The 16989-nt window shown below is 68.9% G+C and carries 13 protein-coding genes and 1 pseudogene; 12 read left to right on the top strand and 2 right to left on the bottom strand.

Annotation, left to right across the window (positions count from 1 at the left end; translation table 11 throughout):
* The 5 genes and pseudogenes from M6444_RS09640 to M6444_RS22960 all read left to right on the top strand — a co-directional run.
* The coding region (locus M6444_RS09640; RefSeq protein ID WP_298326147.1) for an amidohydrolase family protein at window positions 1-525 on the top strand (525 nt) is incomplete at its 5' end.
* The gene (locus M6444_RS09635; RefSeq protein WP_298326144.1) at window positions 518-1303 is read left to right on the top strand and encodes an amidohydrolase family protein; all 786 of its coding nucleotides are present in this window, start codon (window positions 518-520) and stop codon (window positions 1301-1303) included. The genes M6444_RS09640 and M6444_RS09635, both read left to right, overlap by 8 nt.
* The gene (locus M6444_RS09630; RefSeq protein WP_298326142.1) at window positions 1300-2121 is read left to right on the top strand and encodes a creatininase family protein; all 822 of its coding nucleotides are present in this window, start codon (window positions 1300-1302) and stop codon (window positions 2119-2121) included. Before M6444_RS09635 ends, M6444_RS09630 begins: the two co-directional genes overlap by 4 nt.
* The gene (locus M6444_RS09625) at window positions 2118-2867 is read left to right on the top strand and encodes an SDR family oxidoreductase (RefSeq protein WP_298326139.1); all 750 of its coding nucleotides are present in this window, start codon (window positions 2118-2120) and stop codon (window positions 2865-2867) included. The genes M6444_RS09630 and M6444_RS09625 overlap by 4 nt, the downstream gene beginning before the upstream one ends.
* Window positions 2868-2881: 14 nt before the next feature.
* Window positions 2882-4071: pseudogene (locus M6444_RS22960) on the top strand (fumarylacetoacetate hydrolase family protein).
* Window positions 4072-4113: 42 nt separating this feature from the next.
* Here the strand turns inward: M6444_RS22960 and M6444_RS09610 are convergent.
* Window positions 4114-4968: a 3-methyladenine DNA glycosylase gene (locus M6444_RS09610; RefSeq protein WP_363326301.1), complete on the bottom strand. Its 855-nt coding sequence runs from the start codon at window positions 4966-4968 to the stop codon at window positions 4114-4116.
* A gap of 74 nt (window positions 4969-5042) precedes the next feature.
* Here M6444_RS09610 and M6444_RS09605 point away from each other — a divergent pair, with 74 nt between their 5' ends.
* On the top strand, window positions 5043-5825 hold the full coding sequence (locus M6444_RS09605) for a fumarylacetoacetate hydrolase family protein (protein ID WP_298326128.1): 783 nt from the start codon (window positions 5043-5045) through the stop codon (window positions 5823-5825).
* Between the two features lie 6 nt (window positions 5826-5831).
* Here the strand turns inward: M6444_RS09605 and M6444_RS09600 are convergent, their stop codons facing one another.
* On the bottom strand, window positions 5832-7055 hold the full coding sequence (locus tag M6444_RS09600; protein WP_298326125.1) for a hypothetical protein: 1224 nt from the start codon (window positions 7053-7055) through the stop codon (window positions 5832-5834).
* Window positions 7056-7192: 137 nt separating this feature from the next.
* Here M6444_RS09600 and gltX point away from each other — a divergent pair, with 137 nt between their 5' ends.
* From gltX to M6444_RS09570, 6 genes are all read left to right on the top strand, one after another.
* Entirely contained in the window at window positions 7193-8725 is a 1533-nt protein-coding gene (gene gltX / locus M6444_RS09595) for a glutamate--tRNA ligase (protein ID WP_298326122.1), read from the top strand.
* A gap of 193 nt (window positions 8726-8918) precedes the next feature.
* Complete coding sequence (locus tag M6444_RS09590; RefSeq protein ID WP_298326119.1) at window positions 8919-12173, top strand: GH116 family glycosyl hydrolase; 3255 nt, start codon at window positions 8919-8921, stop codon at window positions 12171-12173.
* Window positions 12170-13303, top strand: coding sequence for a GTP-binding protein (locus M6444_RS09585; protein WP_298326116.1), 1134 nt, complete (start codon window positions 12170-12172; stop codon window positions 13301-13303). The genes M6444_RS09590 and M6444_RS09585 overlap by 4 nt, the downstream gene beginning before the upstream one ends.
* Before the next feature lie 14 nt (window positions 13304-13317).
* The gene (locus tag M6444_RS09580; RefSeq protein ID WP_298326113.1) at window positions 13318-14844 is read left to right on the top strand and encodes a sugar ABC transporter ATP-binding protein; all 1527 of its coding nucleotides are present in this window, start codon (window positions 13318-13320) and stop codon (window positions 14842-14844) included.
* Window positions 14841-15899: an ABC transporter permease gene (locus M6444_RS09575; RefSeq protein ID WP_298326111.1), complete on the top strand. Its 1059-nt coding sequence runs from the start codon at window positions 14841-14843 to the stop codon at window positions 15897-15899. The genes M6444_RS09580 and M6444_RS09575 overlap by 4 nt, the downstream gene beginning before the upstream one ends.
* A gap of 35 nt (window positions 15900-15934) precedes the next feature.
* Window positions 15935-16969: a substrate-binding domain-containing protein gene (locus M6444_RS09570; RefSeq protein WP_298326109.1), complete on the top strand. Its 1035-nt coding sequence runs from the start codon at window positions 15935-15937 to the stop codon at window positions 16967-16969.
* Window positions 16970-16989: the final 20 nt, after the last annotated feature.

Genomic DNA, 16989 nt, shown 5'->3' with positions numbered 1-16989 from the left:
GCCGTGGCGCGGATGCGGGCGGCCGGCGTCGTCATGGGGCGGCTGCATCCGTCCACCGACGCCTCGGCGCACCGGTTCCTGCTCGCCGACTGGGTCGTGGGGCCGCTGCTCGACGAGCTGGCCCAGGCCGGCATCCCGCTGGCGCTGGACTTCCACCTGTTCCGGCGTGCCGAACCACCGTGGCAGGTCCTCCACGAGCTGCTGCGCGACCACCCGGAACTGAAGGTCATCCTCATGGAGATCCAGGGCAGGAACAACCGCACCCTGTACCCGTTGCTGGAGCGGCACCACAACGTCTACGTGCAGACGGCCGGATTCAACGTGCACCGCGGGATCGAGGACTTCGTGGAGCGCTTCGGAGCTGAGCGCATGGTCTTCGGGTCCGGATATCCCGAGCGGAGCATGGGTGCGGCGAGGTTCCACCTGGAGACTGCCGACATCAGTGCCGCCGACAAACAGCGCATCGCCGCGGGCACACTGCGTTCGTTGCTGCCGGCCGACGTGGCGGAGGTGCGCGGTGCGTGAGTCGCTCGAAGCCCGGCATCGTCCGGCCAGGATCGTGGACGCGCACGTTCACCTCGGTCATTTCCGGAACTTCCACATCCCGCAGAACGACGTCGACGGCGTGGTCGCGGCCATGGACTCGATGGGCATCGACGTGGCGATCATGTCGGCACACGCGGCGATCTCCGCCGACGTCGTCTATGGCAACGATCTCGTCATCGACGCGATGGCACGGCATCCCGGCCGCATCGCCGGTTACTGCGTCGTCAACCCGAACTACCCGGACAGCATCAGCGACGAACTCGAGCGGTGCTTCGCACACACCGGTTTCTGCGGCGTCAAGGTCCACCCGGAGTTGCACGGCAACCACCCACTCGATTCCGACGCTTACGCCACCATGTGGGAGTTTGCCGCCGAGCACGAGTTGCCGGTGTTGTCGCACAGCTATTTCGGCGGCGACGGCCTCGACATTTTCGGCCGGATCGCCGGCACCTATCCGACCGCCCAGGTCGTCCTCGGCCACGCCGGCCAGGACTTCCCCATGGACGACGTCGTCGCCCTCGTCGAGAAGCACGACAACGTCTGGCTGGATCTGTGCGGAGCGCTGTCGCACGACGGTGCGGTGGAGAAACTGGTCGGCGCGCTGGGATCGCAGCGGATCCTCTTCGGCAGTGATCTACCGTTCATGAACGGGGCGCTGCAACTGGGCACGCTGCTCTACTCCAGGTTGAGTGCGGAGCAGGTCGCGGACATCGCCTACCGCAATGCGGACCGCATCTACCGATGGGGCCGGTCATGAAGACACTGCTCGCGGACTACACCAGTGACGAGCTGCGCCCGATCGTCGCGAACTCCACCCTGGTGCTGCCGTTGGGCGCAACCGAGCAGCACGGGCCGCATCTGTCGCTGGCCACCGACGCCACCCTCGCCGAGTATGTGGCGCGTACCGCCGCGGCCCAGGTGAGCACGTCGTCGCAGCCGGTGCTGGTCGCGCCGACGCTGAACGTCGGCGCCTCCGACCACCACCTGCCCCGGTCCGGCACCCTCTCGGTGAGCGGCCGGACCTACCTGGCCGTGCTCATCGACGTCGTCGAGTCGGCCGTGCGCGGCGGGTTCCGGCGCATGATCCTGCTCAACGGGCACGGCGGCAACGAGGATCTGGCCCGCCAGGCCGCCCGTGAGGTGACATTGGAGCATCCGGTGATCGTCGCCGCGACCGGCTACTGGACCTTGGCCTGGGAGCGGCTGGCGGCACTCGGCGCCGATCATGGCCTCGGTCCGGTGCCGGGGCATGCCGGTGCGTTCGAGGCTTCGCTGTTGTTGCACGTCCGCCCGGAGCAGGTGAACCTCGCGCGGGCCGACGACGCCGCGGCCGGGCCGACCGTGGACGCCCACCCGCTCGCGGCCCCCTGGGTGGAGACACACGGATGGGTCGAGGCCATCGACGGCCACCACGACGGCGTCTCACGGGCCACACCGGACATCGGGGCGGAGGCACTGGACCACGTCGTCGCCGCAGCGACCACGTTCTTCCGGGACATCGCCGCCCGGACCCCACCGGCGCCCGTGCCCGGCGCGGGGCGACGGAACCGACCCGACACGGAGGTGGCCCGATGAACGAGGACTACTTCACGACCAGGACGGCGCTGGTGACTGGCGGCGCGCGGGGTATCGGTCGTGCGGTGGTGCGCCGCCTGCTGGCCGAGGGGGCGCGGGTGGCGACCTGTGACGTCCGGGATGAGGACCTGGAAGAGCTGAACGCAACGGTCGGCGCGGCGCCGGATCGCCTGGCCGGTTTCCGCGCCGACGTCCGCGACACCGCTCAGGTCCTCGCGGCACTCGACCGGCTCGGGTGGCCGGTGGACATCCTGGTCAACAACGCCGCGCTGGCGCCGCGCGCAACCAGCCTGGAGTTGTCCTCAGACGCCTTCGACCAGGTCCTCGACGTCAACCTCGCCAGCGCGTTCCGTCTGGCCCAGGCGATGGTCCAGCGAGCGCGCGGTGCGCAGCTCAGCATCGTCAACATCGCCTCGGTCAACGCCTTCACCGGGCAACCGGAGATGGTGCATTACAACGCGTCGAAGGCGGCCCTGCTCTCGCTGACGCGCACGCTCGCCGTCGAGTGGGCCGCCCTCGGCGTCCGGGTCAACGCTGTCTGTCCAGGTTCCACGTGGACCGATACCTGGGAAGAAGGCGGCTGGGACGAAGAGACGAAGGAGCGCCTCGCGGCCAAGAACCCGCTACGGCGCTTCGCCCAGCCGGAGGAGATCGCCGGTCCCGTGGTTTTCCTCGCAGGTCCGGACGCGTCCTACGTCACCGGTCACGGGCTGGTCGTCGACGGCGGATTGACGGTGGCGGTCTGATGGACGCCACGCTGATGGCCGCTCCGGTGCTGCCAGACGACGTCGATACCGGCACGTTCGTGGGTCGGATCTGGGACCCGTCCGTGGGCGGGCCGTCCCCGGTCCTCGTACGCGGCGACGAGGTCCGGGACGTGAGCGACACCTTCCCGACGGTGCGAGACCTGTGCGAACAGCCAGAACCGGCTGCCGCTGCTGCTGCCGTGGACGGCAGACACGTCGGCGCGCTTCGCGACGTGCTCGCGAACACTCCGCCGGCCACGCGCGACCCCAGCCGCCCATGGTTGTTGACCCCGGTCGACCTGCACACGCTCAAGGCCGCTGGTGTCACCTTCGCCGTATCGATGATCGAGCGGGTCATCGAAGAACGAACCGGCGGCGACTACCGCGCGGCCGCCGCGGCGCGTGCGGCGATCCTCGCCGAGATCGGCACGAGCCCGTCGGAGGTCCGACCGGGTTGTCCGAGGCAGCCCGGCTCAAGAAATACCTGCAGGACCGTGGCCTGTGGAGCCAGTACCTAGAGGTAGGCCTCGGGCCTGACGCCGAGATCTTCACCAAGGCGCCGACCCTGTCAGCTGTCGGCACGCATGTGCCGGTCGGCATCCGCGGGTCGTCGGAGTGGAACAACCCCGAACCCGAGGTCGCGCTCGTCGTTCGATCCAGCGGCACGATCGTCGGGGCGACCCTCGCCAACGACGTGAATCTACGTGACCTGGAAGGCCGGTCGGCGCTGCTGCTCGCGCAGGCCAAGGACAACACGGCCTCGTGCGCCCTCGGGCCGCTCATCCGGCTGTTCGACGACACCTTCGATCTCGACGCGGTCCGCTCGATGTCGGTCCGGCTGGAGATCACCGGATCCGACGGGTTCGTCCTGGACACGACGTCGGAGATGAGCCTGATCAGCCGCGACCCCGAGGACCTCGTGGGCCAGCTCATGGGAACTCATCATCAATATCCCGATGGCGCGGTACTGATGCTCGGCACGATGTTCGCGCCGGTCGTCGACCGCGACATCCCAGGGATGGGCTTCACCCACCGAGAAGGCGATCTCGTGCGCATCTCCGCCAACCGTCTCGGCGCCCTGGTCAACGAGGTACGGCCGTGTGAACGATGCGAGCCCTGGACGTACGGGTTGCGCGATCTCATGACCAACCTCGCCGGAAGAGGACTGCTGGGACGGGAGGCGCGTGATTGCGTGGCACGCTGAACTGCTCCACAAAGCTGGCATTTCGGGCGCCTTTGGTCACTTTCAGTGTGCCACGTGGTGCGCGCTAACGTGCCACGTCTGCTCGCTCCAGCTGTCGATCTCGGCGAGTAGTCGTGTGCGTAGCGCCGCGGCCCGTTCGGCGAAGGCGAGTTGTGCGTCGACGTAGGCGGCTTTGCCTTCGCGGGTCTCGATGCGGATCGGCTCGTAGCCGAGGTCGCGGAGGTCGTACGGCGAGGCGCGCATGTCGAGCTCGCGGATCTCGCGCGCCAGCGTGAACGCGTCGGCAACCAACTCGCTGGGGACGAGCGGAGTCAGCTTGTAGGAGTGCTTGTACAAGTCCATGTTGGCGTGCAGGCAGCCGGGCTGTTCCAGCTGCGGCTGTCGCTCGCGGGTCGGGGTCACGGCATTGCGTGGCCGCGCGGGCTCGGTGAAGAAGCGGAACGCGTCGAAGTGCGAGCAGCGGATCTTGTGCGATTCCACGACCGCATCGGTGCCGTCGTGTCCGAGGCGCAGCGGCCACGACTCGTGCCGGACCTCGCCGGGGCGGGTTCGATACACCATCGCCCACTCGTGCAGACCGAAACAGCCGGCGTAGGCCGGGCGGGACGCCGTCGCCGCGAGCAGGTCGCGTACCCAGGTGATCGACGCGGCGCGGCGGGTCAGCAACCCGGGATCGACGGTGATGCCGTCGGACGTGCGGACGTAGCCGCGCCACGAGGCGTGCGGGGCGTCGCCGGTCAAGATCCGCCCGAACCCCGGGTGCCAGCGCCGCAGCTGGGAGGGACGGTGCGAGTAGTAGGTGAACAGGAAGTCCTCGACCGGATGGGCTTCACCTGTCTGTCGGCGGCGCAGGTGACCCCCGACGAGCTCGTCCACGCGCCGCTCGTGCTCGGCCATCCGGGCCTGCCAGTCTCGTTCACCGACGTACACGCGTTCCAGGGTAGGCATCCCGAACGGATAAGCTCACCGACGTGCGTATCGCGAGGTTCACGACGGGTGACGAGCCGCGTTTCGGCGCGGTAGGCCAGGACGAGACCGGTCAGACCGTCATCGCGGTCCTGCAGGGCGACCCGCTCTACCGGTCGATTCAGCTGACCGGAGAGAAGGTCGCCCTGGAAGACGTGCGGCTGCTGGCTCCGGTCATCCCCCGCAGCAAGGTCGTCGGCGTCGGGCGCAATTACGCCGATCACGCCGCGGAGTTCGACAACCCGATGCCGGCTGAACCGTTGCTGTTCTTGAAGCCGAACACGTCGGTCATCGGCCCGGACGAGCCGATCGTGCTGCCCGAGCAGTCGCAGGAAGTGCACCACGAGGCCGAATTGGCCGTGGTCATCGGCCGCATCGCGAAGTCGGTGCCGAAGGAACAGGTGCCGGACGTGATCTTCGGTTACACCTGCGCCAACGACGTCACGGCGCGCGACTTGCAGCGCAGTGACGACCAGTGGACCCGCGCCAAGGGATTCGACTCGTTCTGCCCGCTGGGGCCCTGGATCGAGACCGACCTCGACGTCGCCGACCTGGCCGTGCGCTGCCGGGTCGACGACGAAGAGCGTCAGGACGGCCGGACGTCGCAGCTGGCCTTCGACGTGGCGACCTTGGTGTCCTACATCAGCGAGGCGTTCACGCTGTTGCCCGGCGACGTGATCCTCACCGGGACGCCGGCCGGGGTCGGCGAGATCAAGGCCGGCCAGCACGTGACGGTGACGGTCGAGGGCATCGGCGTGTTGTCGAATCCGGTCGTGGCCGCCGACTGAGCCGGCTCACGGCGCGGTCCCCGTGGCGACGAGGTCGCTGGGCGCGCCCTGCAGCGCGATCGGCTCGCCGGAGGTGAAGGTCTCGAGATCCACGGGGGTCAACGTCGATGTCTCGGGGTCGGCGACGAAGGCGCGGTGCCCGGCCACGGCCAGCGAGGGCTTGACCCCACCGTGCCCTTCGGGCAACTCGAACGGCTCCAGCACCTTCACCGTCGCGTCGATGCCGCCCGTGGTCGGATCGATCCGACGCAGCGCGCCGTCGGTGCCGAGCGCCAGGATGTCGCCGTGCGGTCCGGTCGTGTACGCGGCGACATCAGCGGCGGCGTCGACGACATCGAAGGTGCGGGCGGCGACGTCCACGACGGCCAGCGAGTCGGCCGCGTAGTCACCCACGACTGTCGAATCTGCTCCGGCGACGAACCCACCGACACGTTCGCCGGACTCGTCCGGGTTCGGCAAGCTCGACGCGCTGTCGCCGGAGACCAGCATGATGCCGGTCTCGCAACCGAAGACCGCCGTGTCCGCCACGACGATCTCACCGTGCAGGCCCGGACAGTCGTCGAACTGCGCGGTCCGGGTGCCGTCGTCGTCGACGCGGGCCACCCCGACGGGTAGGGCGTCCGTGCCGGGGATCGTCACCAGCGCACCGTCGGCCAATGGGACGACGACGCCGTGGTGCGGTGCGCCGCTGTCGATGGTGGTGGTCGCCACGCTGTCGATCAGCAAGCCGTCGTCGTCGAAGACCTCCGCGGTGCCGGAGTCGTCGTGAAACACCGCCGTCCGTCCAGCGTTGGAGACCACGTGGACCGGCCGGTCGCCCTCGACGGCCGGGGTGCGGAGCGTGGGCTCGGCGACGTAGTGGTGGAAGTGATCGCCGTGCGCGGACGACCACGCCCCGGCGTCGAGGAACTGTGTCGTTCCCGCGTCGGCGTCGACGAGCGCGACGTGGCGCCCGTCGCCGATGGCCGTCAGCCGTTTCGGGCCGTCGGCCGGGAACGAGGCGAGAACCTCGCCGGAGCCTGGATCGAGGACGGCGGTGTTGTCGTCGAAGGCGACGACGAGGCGGGGGTGGGGTTCGGTCACTTCTTCGCGTGTCGGATCAGGTGGAGCGGACTCCTGTCCGGCGGCGGCGTCACCAGTGGATTCGGCATCGTCGGCGGCGCAGGCGGAGATGGCGAGCGCCGCGGCGAGGCAGGAACAGGCCAGGACGGAACGGGTCAGTGATCTCATACCGGAAGGTTCTAACAGATGATGAGAATCATTCGCAACTATGCGATGAGGGGATCGGTCGACGGAGCCGGTAATCTGCGGCTTGCGAGTTGTTTCGCACTCAGACCACGACCTCTCGAGACCTAAGGTGATCCGCAGTGACTGACGGCTCCGGCTCGTCGGACGCGTTCGTACTCGGCGATGTCGCGCCCAGCGACGTCCGTGTTCGCTTCTCGCCGTCGCCGACGGGCAATCCGCACGTGGGTGTCATCCGGGCGGCGCTGTACAACTGGGCGTTCGCGCGGCACTTCGGCGGCACGTTCGTGTTCCGTATCGAGGACACCGACGTCAGTCGCGACACCGAGGAGTCCTACGAAGCCATGCTCGATGCCATGCGCTGGCTGGGGCTGCACTGGGACGAGGGGCCCGACGTGGGCGGGCCGCATGCGCCGTACCGCCAGTCGCTTCGTCGCGACATCTACGCCGACGTCGCGGCGAAACTGCTGGACACCGGGAACGCCTACCACTGCTACTGCACCCCTGAGGAATTGGACGAACGTCGCCAGGCTGCCCGCGCGGCGGGCAAGCCCAGCGGCTATGACGGGCGGTGCCGAACGCTGAGCTCCGACCAGGTGGCGGCCTACCAGGCCGAGGGGCGGCAGCCGGTACTACGGCTGCGGATGCCCGACACCGCCATCACGTTCACCGACCTCGTGCGCGGCGAGATCACCGTCGACGCGAACAATCTGTTCGACTACGTTCTGGTGCGGGCCAACGGGCACCCGCTGTATCCGCTGGTCAATCCGGTCGACGACGCGTTGATGGGCATCACGCACGTGTTGCGCGGCGAAGACCTGCTCTCGTCGACCCCGCGCCAGTTGGTCCTGCACGAGGTCCTGCGCGACATCGGCGTGGCCGACGGGCCGCTACCGCGCTACGCCCACCTGCCGCTGGTGACGGGGGAGGGCAATCGCAAGCTGGCCAAGCGCGACCCCGAGTCGTCGTTGCAGCTCTACCGCGATCGTGGGTTCCTGCCCGAGGGCCTGCTGAACTACCTCGCCCTGCTGGGCTGGTCGATCGGCGAGGACCGCGAGGTCTTCTCGTTGGAGGAGATGGCCGAGGCGTTCGACGTCACCAGGGTGAACTCCAATGCCGCCCGGTTCGACCTGCGTAAAGCCGAGGCGATCAACGGCGTATGGCTGCGCAAGCTCTCCGTGGACGACCTGGCCGAGCGGATGGTGCCGCACTTGCAGGCAGCGGGGCTTCTGCCCGACCCGGTGACGACGGAAGCGCTCGAGCTGATCAAGGCGGCGACGCCGCTGGTGCAGGAGCGGATGACGGTTCTGGACGAGTCGGTCGGCATGCTGGGGTTCCTGTTCGCCGGCGACACCGTCGACATCGATCCCGCCTCGGCCGCCAAAGTGCTCACGCCAGAGGCAAAGCCGGTCCTCGAAGCCGCGCGCGCCGCGCTGGACCAGGTCGAGCCGTGGTCGACCGAGGCGATCGAGGCTGCCTTGCGTGCGGCGTTGGTGGACGGCCTGGGCCTGAAGCCGAAGCATGCGTTCGGGCCGGTCCGGGTGGCCGTCACCGGCCGGCGGGTCTCGCCGCCGCTCTTCGAATCGCTGGAGCTGCTGGGTCGGCAGCGTACGCTGGCGCGGATCGACGCCGCCGTCCACGTGGTGCCTGCCTGACCTCACTGTGAATCCTGGAGGGCTGTGCACCCATCAGCGTGCGCTGAGCGGTGGATAGCTCTCCAGAAATCGCGCGCGCCCTCCGCTTGCTGCACGGGCCCGTGGTCACGCCATCGATGACCCATTGACATCACGGACTGTGACACCTAGTCTCAGCAATCGATTTCTCACGTCCGTATCCCCGGAGGGCGCGATGAACACCGACCGACCGACCGAGTCCGATGTCTCGCCCGCGGGCGTGCTGAGCCTGCCCGTCGTCGACGGTTGTTGCGAGGGCGAGTCCTGTGACGACACCGGCCTGGCCGGGCTGAGCCGTCGCGGCTTTCTGGCCCTGGGGGCCACGACGGCGGCAGCCGCGGCGAGCGGAGGGCTCTGGCCGAGCGGAGCGACAGCCGTCCCGGCCAGCCGGCACCTCTCGCGGGAGCGGCTGGCCGGCTTGGCCGAACGCGGCCAGCCGACCGAGTACACCGGCGCTGCCCTCAACCTCATCGGCATGCCGGTGGGTGGAGCTTGCACCGGGCAGGTCTACCTCAGCGGCGACGGCCGGCTGTGGTTGTGGGACGTGTTCAACGCCGACAGCTTCCGTTACGGGGGCGCGGACTGGCTGGGCGTGCACTACGCCGAGCCGCTCACGGTGGACTCGCCGTTCACGACCGGGTTCGCGCTGCGGTGTCGCCGTAGCGACACCACGGACACGCGGCGCATCGACGCCGACGGGTTCGCCGACGTGCGCTTCCGCGGGCGCTACCCGATCGGGCACGTGGACTTCGCCGACGAGGCGTGCCCGGTGCAGATCAGCCTGGACGCCTACTCACCGTTCGTGCCGACGCAGGTGGCCGATTCTTCGCTGCCGGTCACGGTGCTGGAGTACACCCTGACCAACACCTCCGACCAGGTCGTCGACGGTGAGCTCCTGGGTCTGGCGGAGAACCCGGTATGCCTCGACAGTCGCCGGACGCAGCCGATCGTGCTCGCGTCCGCCACCGGCGGGCCGGCCGGCGCTCCGGCCGTGCTGCACACGGCCCGCGCCGCCGAACGCTCCCAGCAGGGCCGGCCGGACATCCTGTTCGAGGACTGGGAGAACGGTTACGACGGGTGGACGGTCGAGGGCACCGCGTTCGGCTCGGGCCCGGTGACCGAGGGCGAATGCCCCGACTACTTCCGGCGCGAAGGCGAGCTGAACGTCAGCGGACAGTGGTTCGTCACGTCGCACAACTGGCGTGACGGCACGCTGCCGGCTGACGACCACACCGGACGGATGACCAGCGCACCGTTCACGGTGGATCGGCGCTACTTCATCGCCGACGTCGGCGGCGGCAACCACCCCGGCTCAGGTGTGCACCTCGTCGTCGACGGCGAGGTCGTCGCCCGGCTGAGCGGGCGCAACTCCGAGATCATGGAAACCGAGTCCGTCGACGTGAGCGCCTACGCCGGGCGGACCGCGACCGTCGAGATCGTCGACGACGGCACCGGCGGCTGGGCGCACGTCAACTGCGACCAGATCCGCTTCTCCGACATTCCGGTCGACGAGCGGCCGATGGAGGACCTGCCGGACGGCGGGACGTTCAGCCTGGCCGCGTTCGACCCCGGTGCGCGCGTACGACCGTCGATCAGCGCGTGGTCGACGCCTGAGGACTGGTTCGACGCCCCCGACGGGCCGGCCGAGGTCGACGCCGGCCTCGACCGCCTGGCGGGAACCGTCACCGTGCCATGGCAGCTGGAGCCGGGGGAGTCGCGCACCATCCGATTCGCGCTGAGCTGGCATTTCACCAAGATCAGCAGCGGGCCGTTCAGCCACATCGACGACGCGGACACGCTGCGAAGGCACTACGGCGAGCACTATCCCGACGCGGAGGCCGTCCTGGCCGACGTGGCGAACCGCGGCGACGAGCTCGCGGAGGCGACGAAGCTGTTCGTGCGCACCTGGTACGACGACTCGACGTTGCCGTACTGGTTCCTCGAACGCACCCTCATCCCGGCGTCCACCGTCGCGACGGGTACGTGCTACCGATTTCAGGACGGCCGGTTCTACGCCTGGGAGGGCATCTACTGCTGCGCCGGCACCTGCACCCACGTGTGGAACTACGCGCAGTCGATCGGGCGGTTGTTCCCCGAGCTGGAACGTGACGCCCGCGAACGCGTCGATTTCGGCCTGGCCTTCCACGACGACACCGGCGCCATCGACTACCGCGCCGAGGAAGCCCGGCACGTGGCCCACGACGGACAGTGTGGCAACGTGCTGCGCGCCTACCGCGAGCACCAGATGTCGTCCGACGCTGCCTTTCTCCGACGGATCTGGCCACGGGTCAAGAAGGCGACGCAGTACCTCATCGATCACGACGGTGAACCCGACGGCCTCCTCGAAGCTGAGCAGTACAACACGCTCGACGCGACGTGGTACGGCAAGATCCCGTGGATCAGCGGCCTCTATGTCGCCGCCCTGCGCGCTGCAGCCGAGATGGCTGACGACATGGGTGATGACGAGTTCGCCGCGACCTGCCGCGAGCTCGCCGACCGAGGTTCGGCCCAGCTGGACGAGACGCTCTGGAATCCCGAGTACGGCTACTACGAGCACCACGTCGACCCGGACCATCCGGAGGCCACCAATGCCAACCGGGGTTGTCATATCGATCAGATGTTCGGCCAGACCTACGCCCACCAACTGGGTCTGCCGCGGGTGTTCGGCGAGCAGAAGTCGCGCACGGCGCTGGAGAGCTTGTACCGGAACAACTTTTTGTCCGACGCGCAGGCCTACAAGAAGGAATCCGGCATCGACGGCGGCCGCGTGTACAGCACCGAAGGCGAGGCCGGCACCGTCATGTGTACCTGGCCCTTCGGCGGGGCGGAGCAGGCACCGGGTGCGGGCGACCCCGGATTCGTGGCGTACTTCAACGAGGTGTGGACCGGACAGGAGTACCAGTTCGCCGCGCACCTCATGGCCGAGGACATGGTCGACGAGGCGTTGGCGGTGACGCGCGCCATCCACGACCGGCACTCGGCCGACAAGCGCAACCCGTTCAACGAGGTCGAGTGTTCCGACCATTACACGCGGGCGATGATGAGCCATGCCGTGCAGCTGGCGGCCGCCGGATACGAGTACCACGGCCCGCGCGGCCATCTGGGGTTCGCGCCGAAGCTGACGCCGGAGAACTTCGCCGCGGCGTTCACCGTCGCCGAAGGATGGGGACTGTATCGCCAGGAGCGCACTGGCGGTCGCCAGGTCAGTGAGGTTCAGTTGCGGCACGGGCGGCTGAGCGTGCGCTCGTTCGCCACCCAGGCGGTCGAGCCGACCGGTACGCGTCCGGTCATCGTCGAGAAGGTGGCCGAGCGGCGGCGGACGCGGATCCACCCGGACGATGTGCTGGTCGACGGCGCCCGAGTAGTGATCAGCATGACCGACCCCGTCGAGCTCGCCGCCGGCGAGAGCCTCGTGGTGACGGTGCTGTGACCGGCCGGCGACGAGCGCGCGTCATCGCGCTGAGCGGGTTTCTGGGTGCTGGGAAGACGACGACCCTGGCGGCGATGGCGCGGCGGCTGGAGCGCCGTGGCTCGCGGGTCGCCGTGGTCACCAACGACCAAGGCCGTGACCTGGTTGACACCCGGGTCGCCGCGGCAGCCGGGGTTAACGTCTCGGAGGTCACCGGCGGCTGCTTCTGCTGCCGGTTCGAGGACCTGGCCGACGTGGTCAGTATGGCGGTCGAGCGCAACGACGCAGACGTCGTCCTCGCCGAGGCCGTGGGGAGCTGTACCGACCTGTCGGCGACGGTGGCGCGCCCGTTACGGCGCACGTACGGCGACGTCGTCGAGGTCGCACCGTTGACCGCCGTCGTCGACCCGGCCCGATTCACCGCGTTCGACCGTTCGTTGAGCCTCACCGACCCCGGCGACGATCTGGCCTATCTGTTCGACCGACAGTTGGCCGACGCCGACGTGATCGCGGTCAACAAGATCGACCTGGCCGCTCCGGCGGAGATCGACGCCGTGCGCGCTTCGGTACGCCAACGCCACCGGCATGCGCGAGTCGTGCCGTACTCCGCGGCCACCGGGCAGGGGCTGGACACGTTGGTGGACCTCCTCCTGGACGGCCCCGACCTACCGGAGCGCGACATCGAGATCGACTACGACCGCTACGCCGCCGCCGAAGCGGAACTGGCCTGGCTGAACCACCGCGTCCGAGTGGAACCCGCTGCCCAGCCGGGCACGTTCGCCTCGGCCGCATGGGGACATGCGGTGCTGTCGTCTCTCGGTAGCGTCGCCGTCCGGAACCGCTGGCAGGTCGGGCACGCCAAGCTGGTGATCGAACCGCCGGGGGAGCCGTCGACGTTCACGAAGTTGAGTCTCGTGGCGGCCGGCAGTCGGCCGATGCTCGACGCCGACGGCGGCGCCATGCGGCGGGCGAGCGTGCGCGTGAACGCGCGGATCGCGTGCCGGCCGGACCAGCTCGACGCCGCGATCGCGGACGCGATCCGGGCGGGCGACGACGCCGCGGGTTCGCTGTCGGTGGCCGAAGGCGAGCCGGCGTCGTTCGCGCCGATGTATCCGCGACCGCAGTACCGGCTGCCGGCGACGCCATCGTGACGCCCCTGCTGCACATGAAGGGCATCGTCAAACACTACGGCGGTGTTCGCGCGCTGCGCGGTGTCGACTTCGCCGTCGGCGCGGGTGAAGTGCACGCGCTGCTCGGCGAGAACGGGGCGGGGAAGTCGACGTTGATGAACGTGCTGTCCGGGGTGGTCCGCCCGGACGGCGGCCATATCGAGATCGGCGGCGAGGTGGTCGAACTGGCGACGCCGGCTGCCGCCCAGAACGCCGGTGTCGCCATGATCCACCAGGAGCTCGATCTGGTGCCGCAAGCGTCGATCATGGCGAACCTCTTCCTCGGCCGTGAGCACAGGACCACGTGGCGCACCCTCGACCGCAGCGCGATGCGGCGCGAATCCGCTGCCGTGCTCGCTGACCTCGGCGTCGACCTGGAGCCGTCACGTCAGCTCAGCTCGTTGCGGGTGGGCGAGCAGCAGATGGTGGCCATCGCCAAAGCGCTCAGCCTCGATGCGCGGATCCTGGTGATGGACGAACCGACATCGGCGCTGAGCGACTCGGAAGTGGACCGGTTGTTCGCGATCTTGCCGCGGCTTCGCGGCCGGGGCATGGGCGTGGTGTTCATCTCGCACCGGATGGACGAGATCGCCGTCATCGCCGACCGCGCCACCGTCATGCGCGACGGCCACAACGTGGGCTCGTTCGACGTGGCCGACACCCCGGCGTCCGAAGTGATCCGGATGATGGTCGGCCAGCCGATCGAGCAGCTGTTTCCCGAACGTCGCCCGCCTGGCTCGCGGTTCCGGCTCGAGGCGCGCGGGCTCAGCGTGGACACAGGCCGAAACGCGGCCGGACGGACCGAGCCGCGCGGGGTCGACCTGACCGTTCGCGAGGGCGAGATCGTCGGGCTGGCCGGTCTACTCGGCGCCGGTCGGACCGAGGTGCTGGACGCGATGTTCGGACTGGCCGGGCCGCGCCTGCGCGGAACGGTGAAAATCGACGGCGAGCCGGTACGCCTGGACTCGCCGCGGGCTGCTCTCGCTGCGGGCATCGGGTACGTCCCGGAAGATCGGCGCGCGGCCGGGCTGGTGATGAAAGAGTCCGTGGCCGCGAACATCGTGCTGGCCGCGTTACGTGGCTTGGCCCGGTTCGGGTGGCGTGATCGAGCGAACGAACGAGCGGCGGTCGCGTCGTCGATCAGCGAGCTGCAGATCAAGGCCGCCAGCCCGGACGTCGCGGTCGGCACGCTGTCCGGCGGCAACCAGCAGAAGGTCGTCTTCGCCCGGCATCTGTTGCGGCAGCCCAGGCTCCTCCTGCTGGACGAGCCGACCCGGGGCGTGGACATCGGCGCCAAGACCGAGATCTACCGGCTACTGGCGCGGCTGGCCGAGGGCGGGATGGCCGTCGTCCTCGCGTCGTCGGAGATGCCGGAGCTGATCGGTGTCTGCGATCGCATCGTGGTGCTGCGCGGCGGCCGCAACGTCGGTGAGCTGCAGGCCGCCACCACCAGCCAGGAGGAGATCCTCGCCGCGGCCAGTCTCGATCAGCACCCCACCGACAGCGCTGTGGAGGCCGAATGAGCGTCGAACCTACGGTGACGAGCGGAGCCGGTCAGCAGCCCGAACCGTCGGGGGACCACGAGCCGGCCGGCCGCCGGTTCGTCATCCCGGAACGCTTCTTCACCTTCCAGAGCTACGGCGCCCTGCTGCTCGTCTTTCTCGCCGCGGTGGCGTTCTCACCGCGCCGCGACGGCGAGATCGTCTTCTTGAACTCGGACAACCTGCTCAACATCGTCCGGGCGGTCTCCGAGATCGGGATCCTGGCTGTCGGCGTGACGTTCGTGATCCTGGTCGCGGGCATCGATCTGTCCGTCGGCGCGATCCTCGGCCTGGCTGCCACCGGGACGGCGAGCCTGCTGATGGTCAACGACTTCGGTGTCGCCCTGACGGTGTTGATCATCCTGCTCATCGGGCTGGTGTTCGGGGCGACGCAGGGGTACTTGTCCGCTCGGCTCGGTATCCAGGCGTTCATCGTGACGTTGGCCGGCATGCAGGTCGCGCGGGGATTGGCGCGGATCTGGTCCGGTGGGCAGGGAATCCCGCTGGCCTACGGCGACGGGGAGGGGCTGGCCCCGGAGACGTTCGCGCTGATCAACTCGCGGACATTCAACGGCACCGTCCCAATCCCCGCGTTGATCTTCGCCGCCGTGGGCGTGATCGCGATCGTGGTGGTGCGCAAGACCGTGTTCGCCAGGCACATCTACGCCATCGGCGGCAACGAGCGCGCCGCGCGGCTGTCGGGAATCCCGGTGACCCGAGTCAAAGTGGCCGTCTTCGCCATCTCCGGTGTCCTCGCGGCACTGGCGGGGATCATCCACGCCGGCCAGCTCAATCAGGGCAGCCCCAACGACGGGTTCACCTACGAGCTCGACGCCATCGCGGCGGTCGTCATCGGCGGCACCAGCCTGATGGGCGGCGTCGGGACGATCTCGGGGACGCTGGCCGGCGCCCTGCTCCTGGGCATCCTCAACAACATCCTCGCCCTGAACAACATCGACTCGAACGTCCAGCTGCTGGTCAAAGGCGTGATCATCGTCGCTGCCGCCGGCGTACAGACGTTCCGGTCGCAGCGATGACCGACGTTCCCCCAACAAGAGAGGTACCCATCGACATGCCGACATCGAGGAGCCTGCCGTGGTGGCGTCGCCGAGCCGGTGTACTGGCCTGTGGCGCTGCGTTGATCATGACCGCCGCGTGCGGTACGGAGTCCGACGTCCCTGAGTCCGCCGGCGGCGATGCCGAACCGGAGGAAGCCGAGTGCCAGGGCCCGGACGGTGAGTACCTGATCGGGATGAGCCAGGCCAACGTCGCCGAGCCGTATCGGGAACAGATGGACGACGACATCCGGGCCGCTGCCGCCGAGATCGACCAGTTCGAGGTGGTGTTCGCCGACGCCGCGCAGGACAACTCCAAGCAGGTCTCCGACGTCGAGAACTTCCTGACTCAGGGGATCGACCTGCTGATCATCAGCCCGAACGAGGCTGCGCCGCTGACGGCGATCGTCGAGCGCGTCCACAACGAGGGCGTGCCCGTCATCGTCCTCGACCGCAAGATCGAGAGCGAGGCGTACACGCAGTTCATCGGGGCTGACAACGCCGAGATCGGCCGCGCCGCGGGCGAGTACGTGGCGACCGAACTGCTGCCCGACGGCGGCAGGGTGGTCGAGCTGAAGGGTCTGCCAGGGTCGACCCCGGCCCAGGAACGCGCCGAAGGCTTCCGCGAGGGCATCGCGGCCAACCCCGGCGTCGAGATCATCGCCGAAGGGGTCGGCGACTGGCTGCGAGAGAAGGGACAGAGCCAGTTCGAGGCGATTTTGCAAGCCGAGCCGAGCATCGACGTCGTCTACGCGCACAACGACCCGATGGCCGAAGGTGCGTATCTCGCCGCTGACGCCGCAGGCCGGGCCGGGGAGATGAAGTTCATCGGTATCGACGCGTTGCCGATTCCCTCCGGCGGTATCAAGGCGGTGGAGGCCGGCCGATTGTCGGCGACGTTCGTCTACCCGACCGGCGGCAGTGAAGCAGTCGCGACGGCCGAACAGGTTCTGCTCGAGTGTGCCGATGTCGACCAGGAACAGATCCTCGAGACCGAACTGGTCACCGCGGACAACGCCGCCGACGTCTACAGCCGCAATTCCACTGGCTGACCCGCTGATCGTCGACTCCC

The organism is Haloactinopolyspora sp. (assembly GCF_027324685.1).
GTDB lineage: Bacteria > Actinomycetota > Actinomycetes > Jiangellales > Jiangellaceae > Haloactinopolyspora.
This window is presented reverse-complemented; position numbering and strand designations above follow the sequence as displayed.

Coding starts and splice junctions, on each gene's coding strand:
- M6444_RS09575 (WP_298326111.1), top strand. CDS start 14,841: ATGAGCGTCGAACCTACGGTGACGAGCGGAGCCGGTCAGCAGCCCGAA.
- M6444_RS09590 (WP_298326119.1), top strand. CDS start 8,919: ATGAACACCGACCGACCGACCGAGTCCGATGTCTCGCCCGCGGGCGTG.
- M6444_RS09570 (WP_298326109.1), top strand. CDS start 15,935: ATGCCGACATCGAGGAGCCTGCCGTGGTGGCGTCGCCGAGCCGGTGTA.
- M6444_RS09580 (WP_298326113.1), top strand. CDS start 13,318: ATGAAGGGCATCGTCAAACACTACGGCGGTGTTCGCGCGCTGCGCGGT.
- M6444_RS09630 (WP_298326142.1), top strand. CDS start 1,300: ATGAAGACACTGCTCGCGGACTACACCAGTGACGAGCTGCGCCCGATC.
- M6444_RS09625 (WP_298326139.1), top strand. CDS start 2,118: ATGAACGAGGACTACTTCACGACCAGGACGGCGCTGGTGACTGGCGGC.
- M6444_RS09600 (WP_298326125.1), bottom strand. CDS start 7,055: ATGAGATCACTGACCCGTTCCGTCCTGGCCTGTTCCTGCCTCGCCGCG.
- M6444_RS09610 (WP_363326301.1), bottom strand. CDS start 4,968: ATGGCCGAGCACGAGCGGCGCGTGGACGAGCTCGTCGGGGGTCACCTG.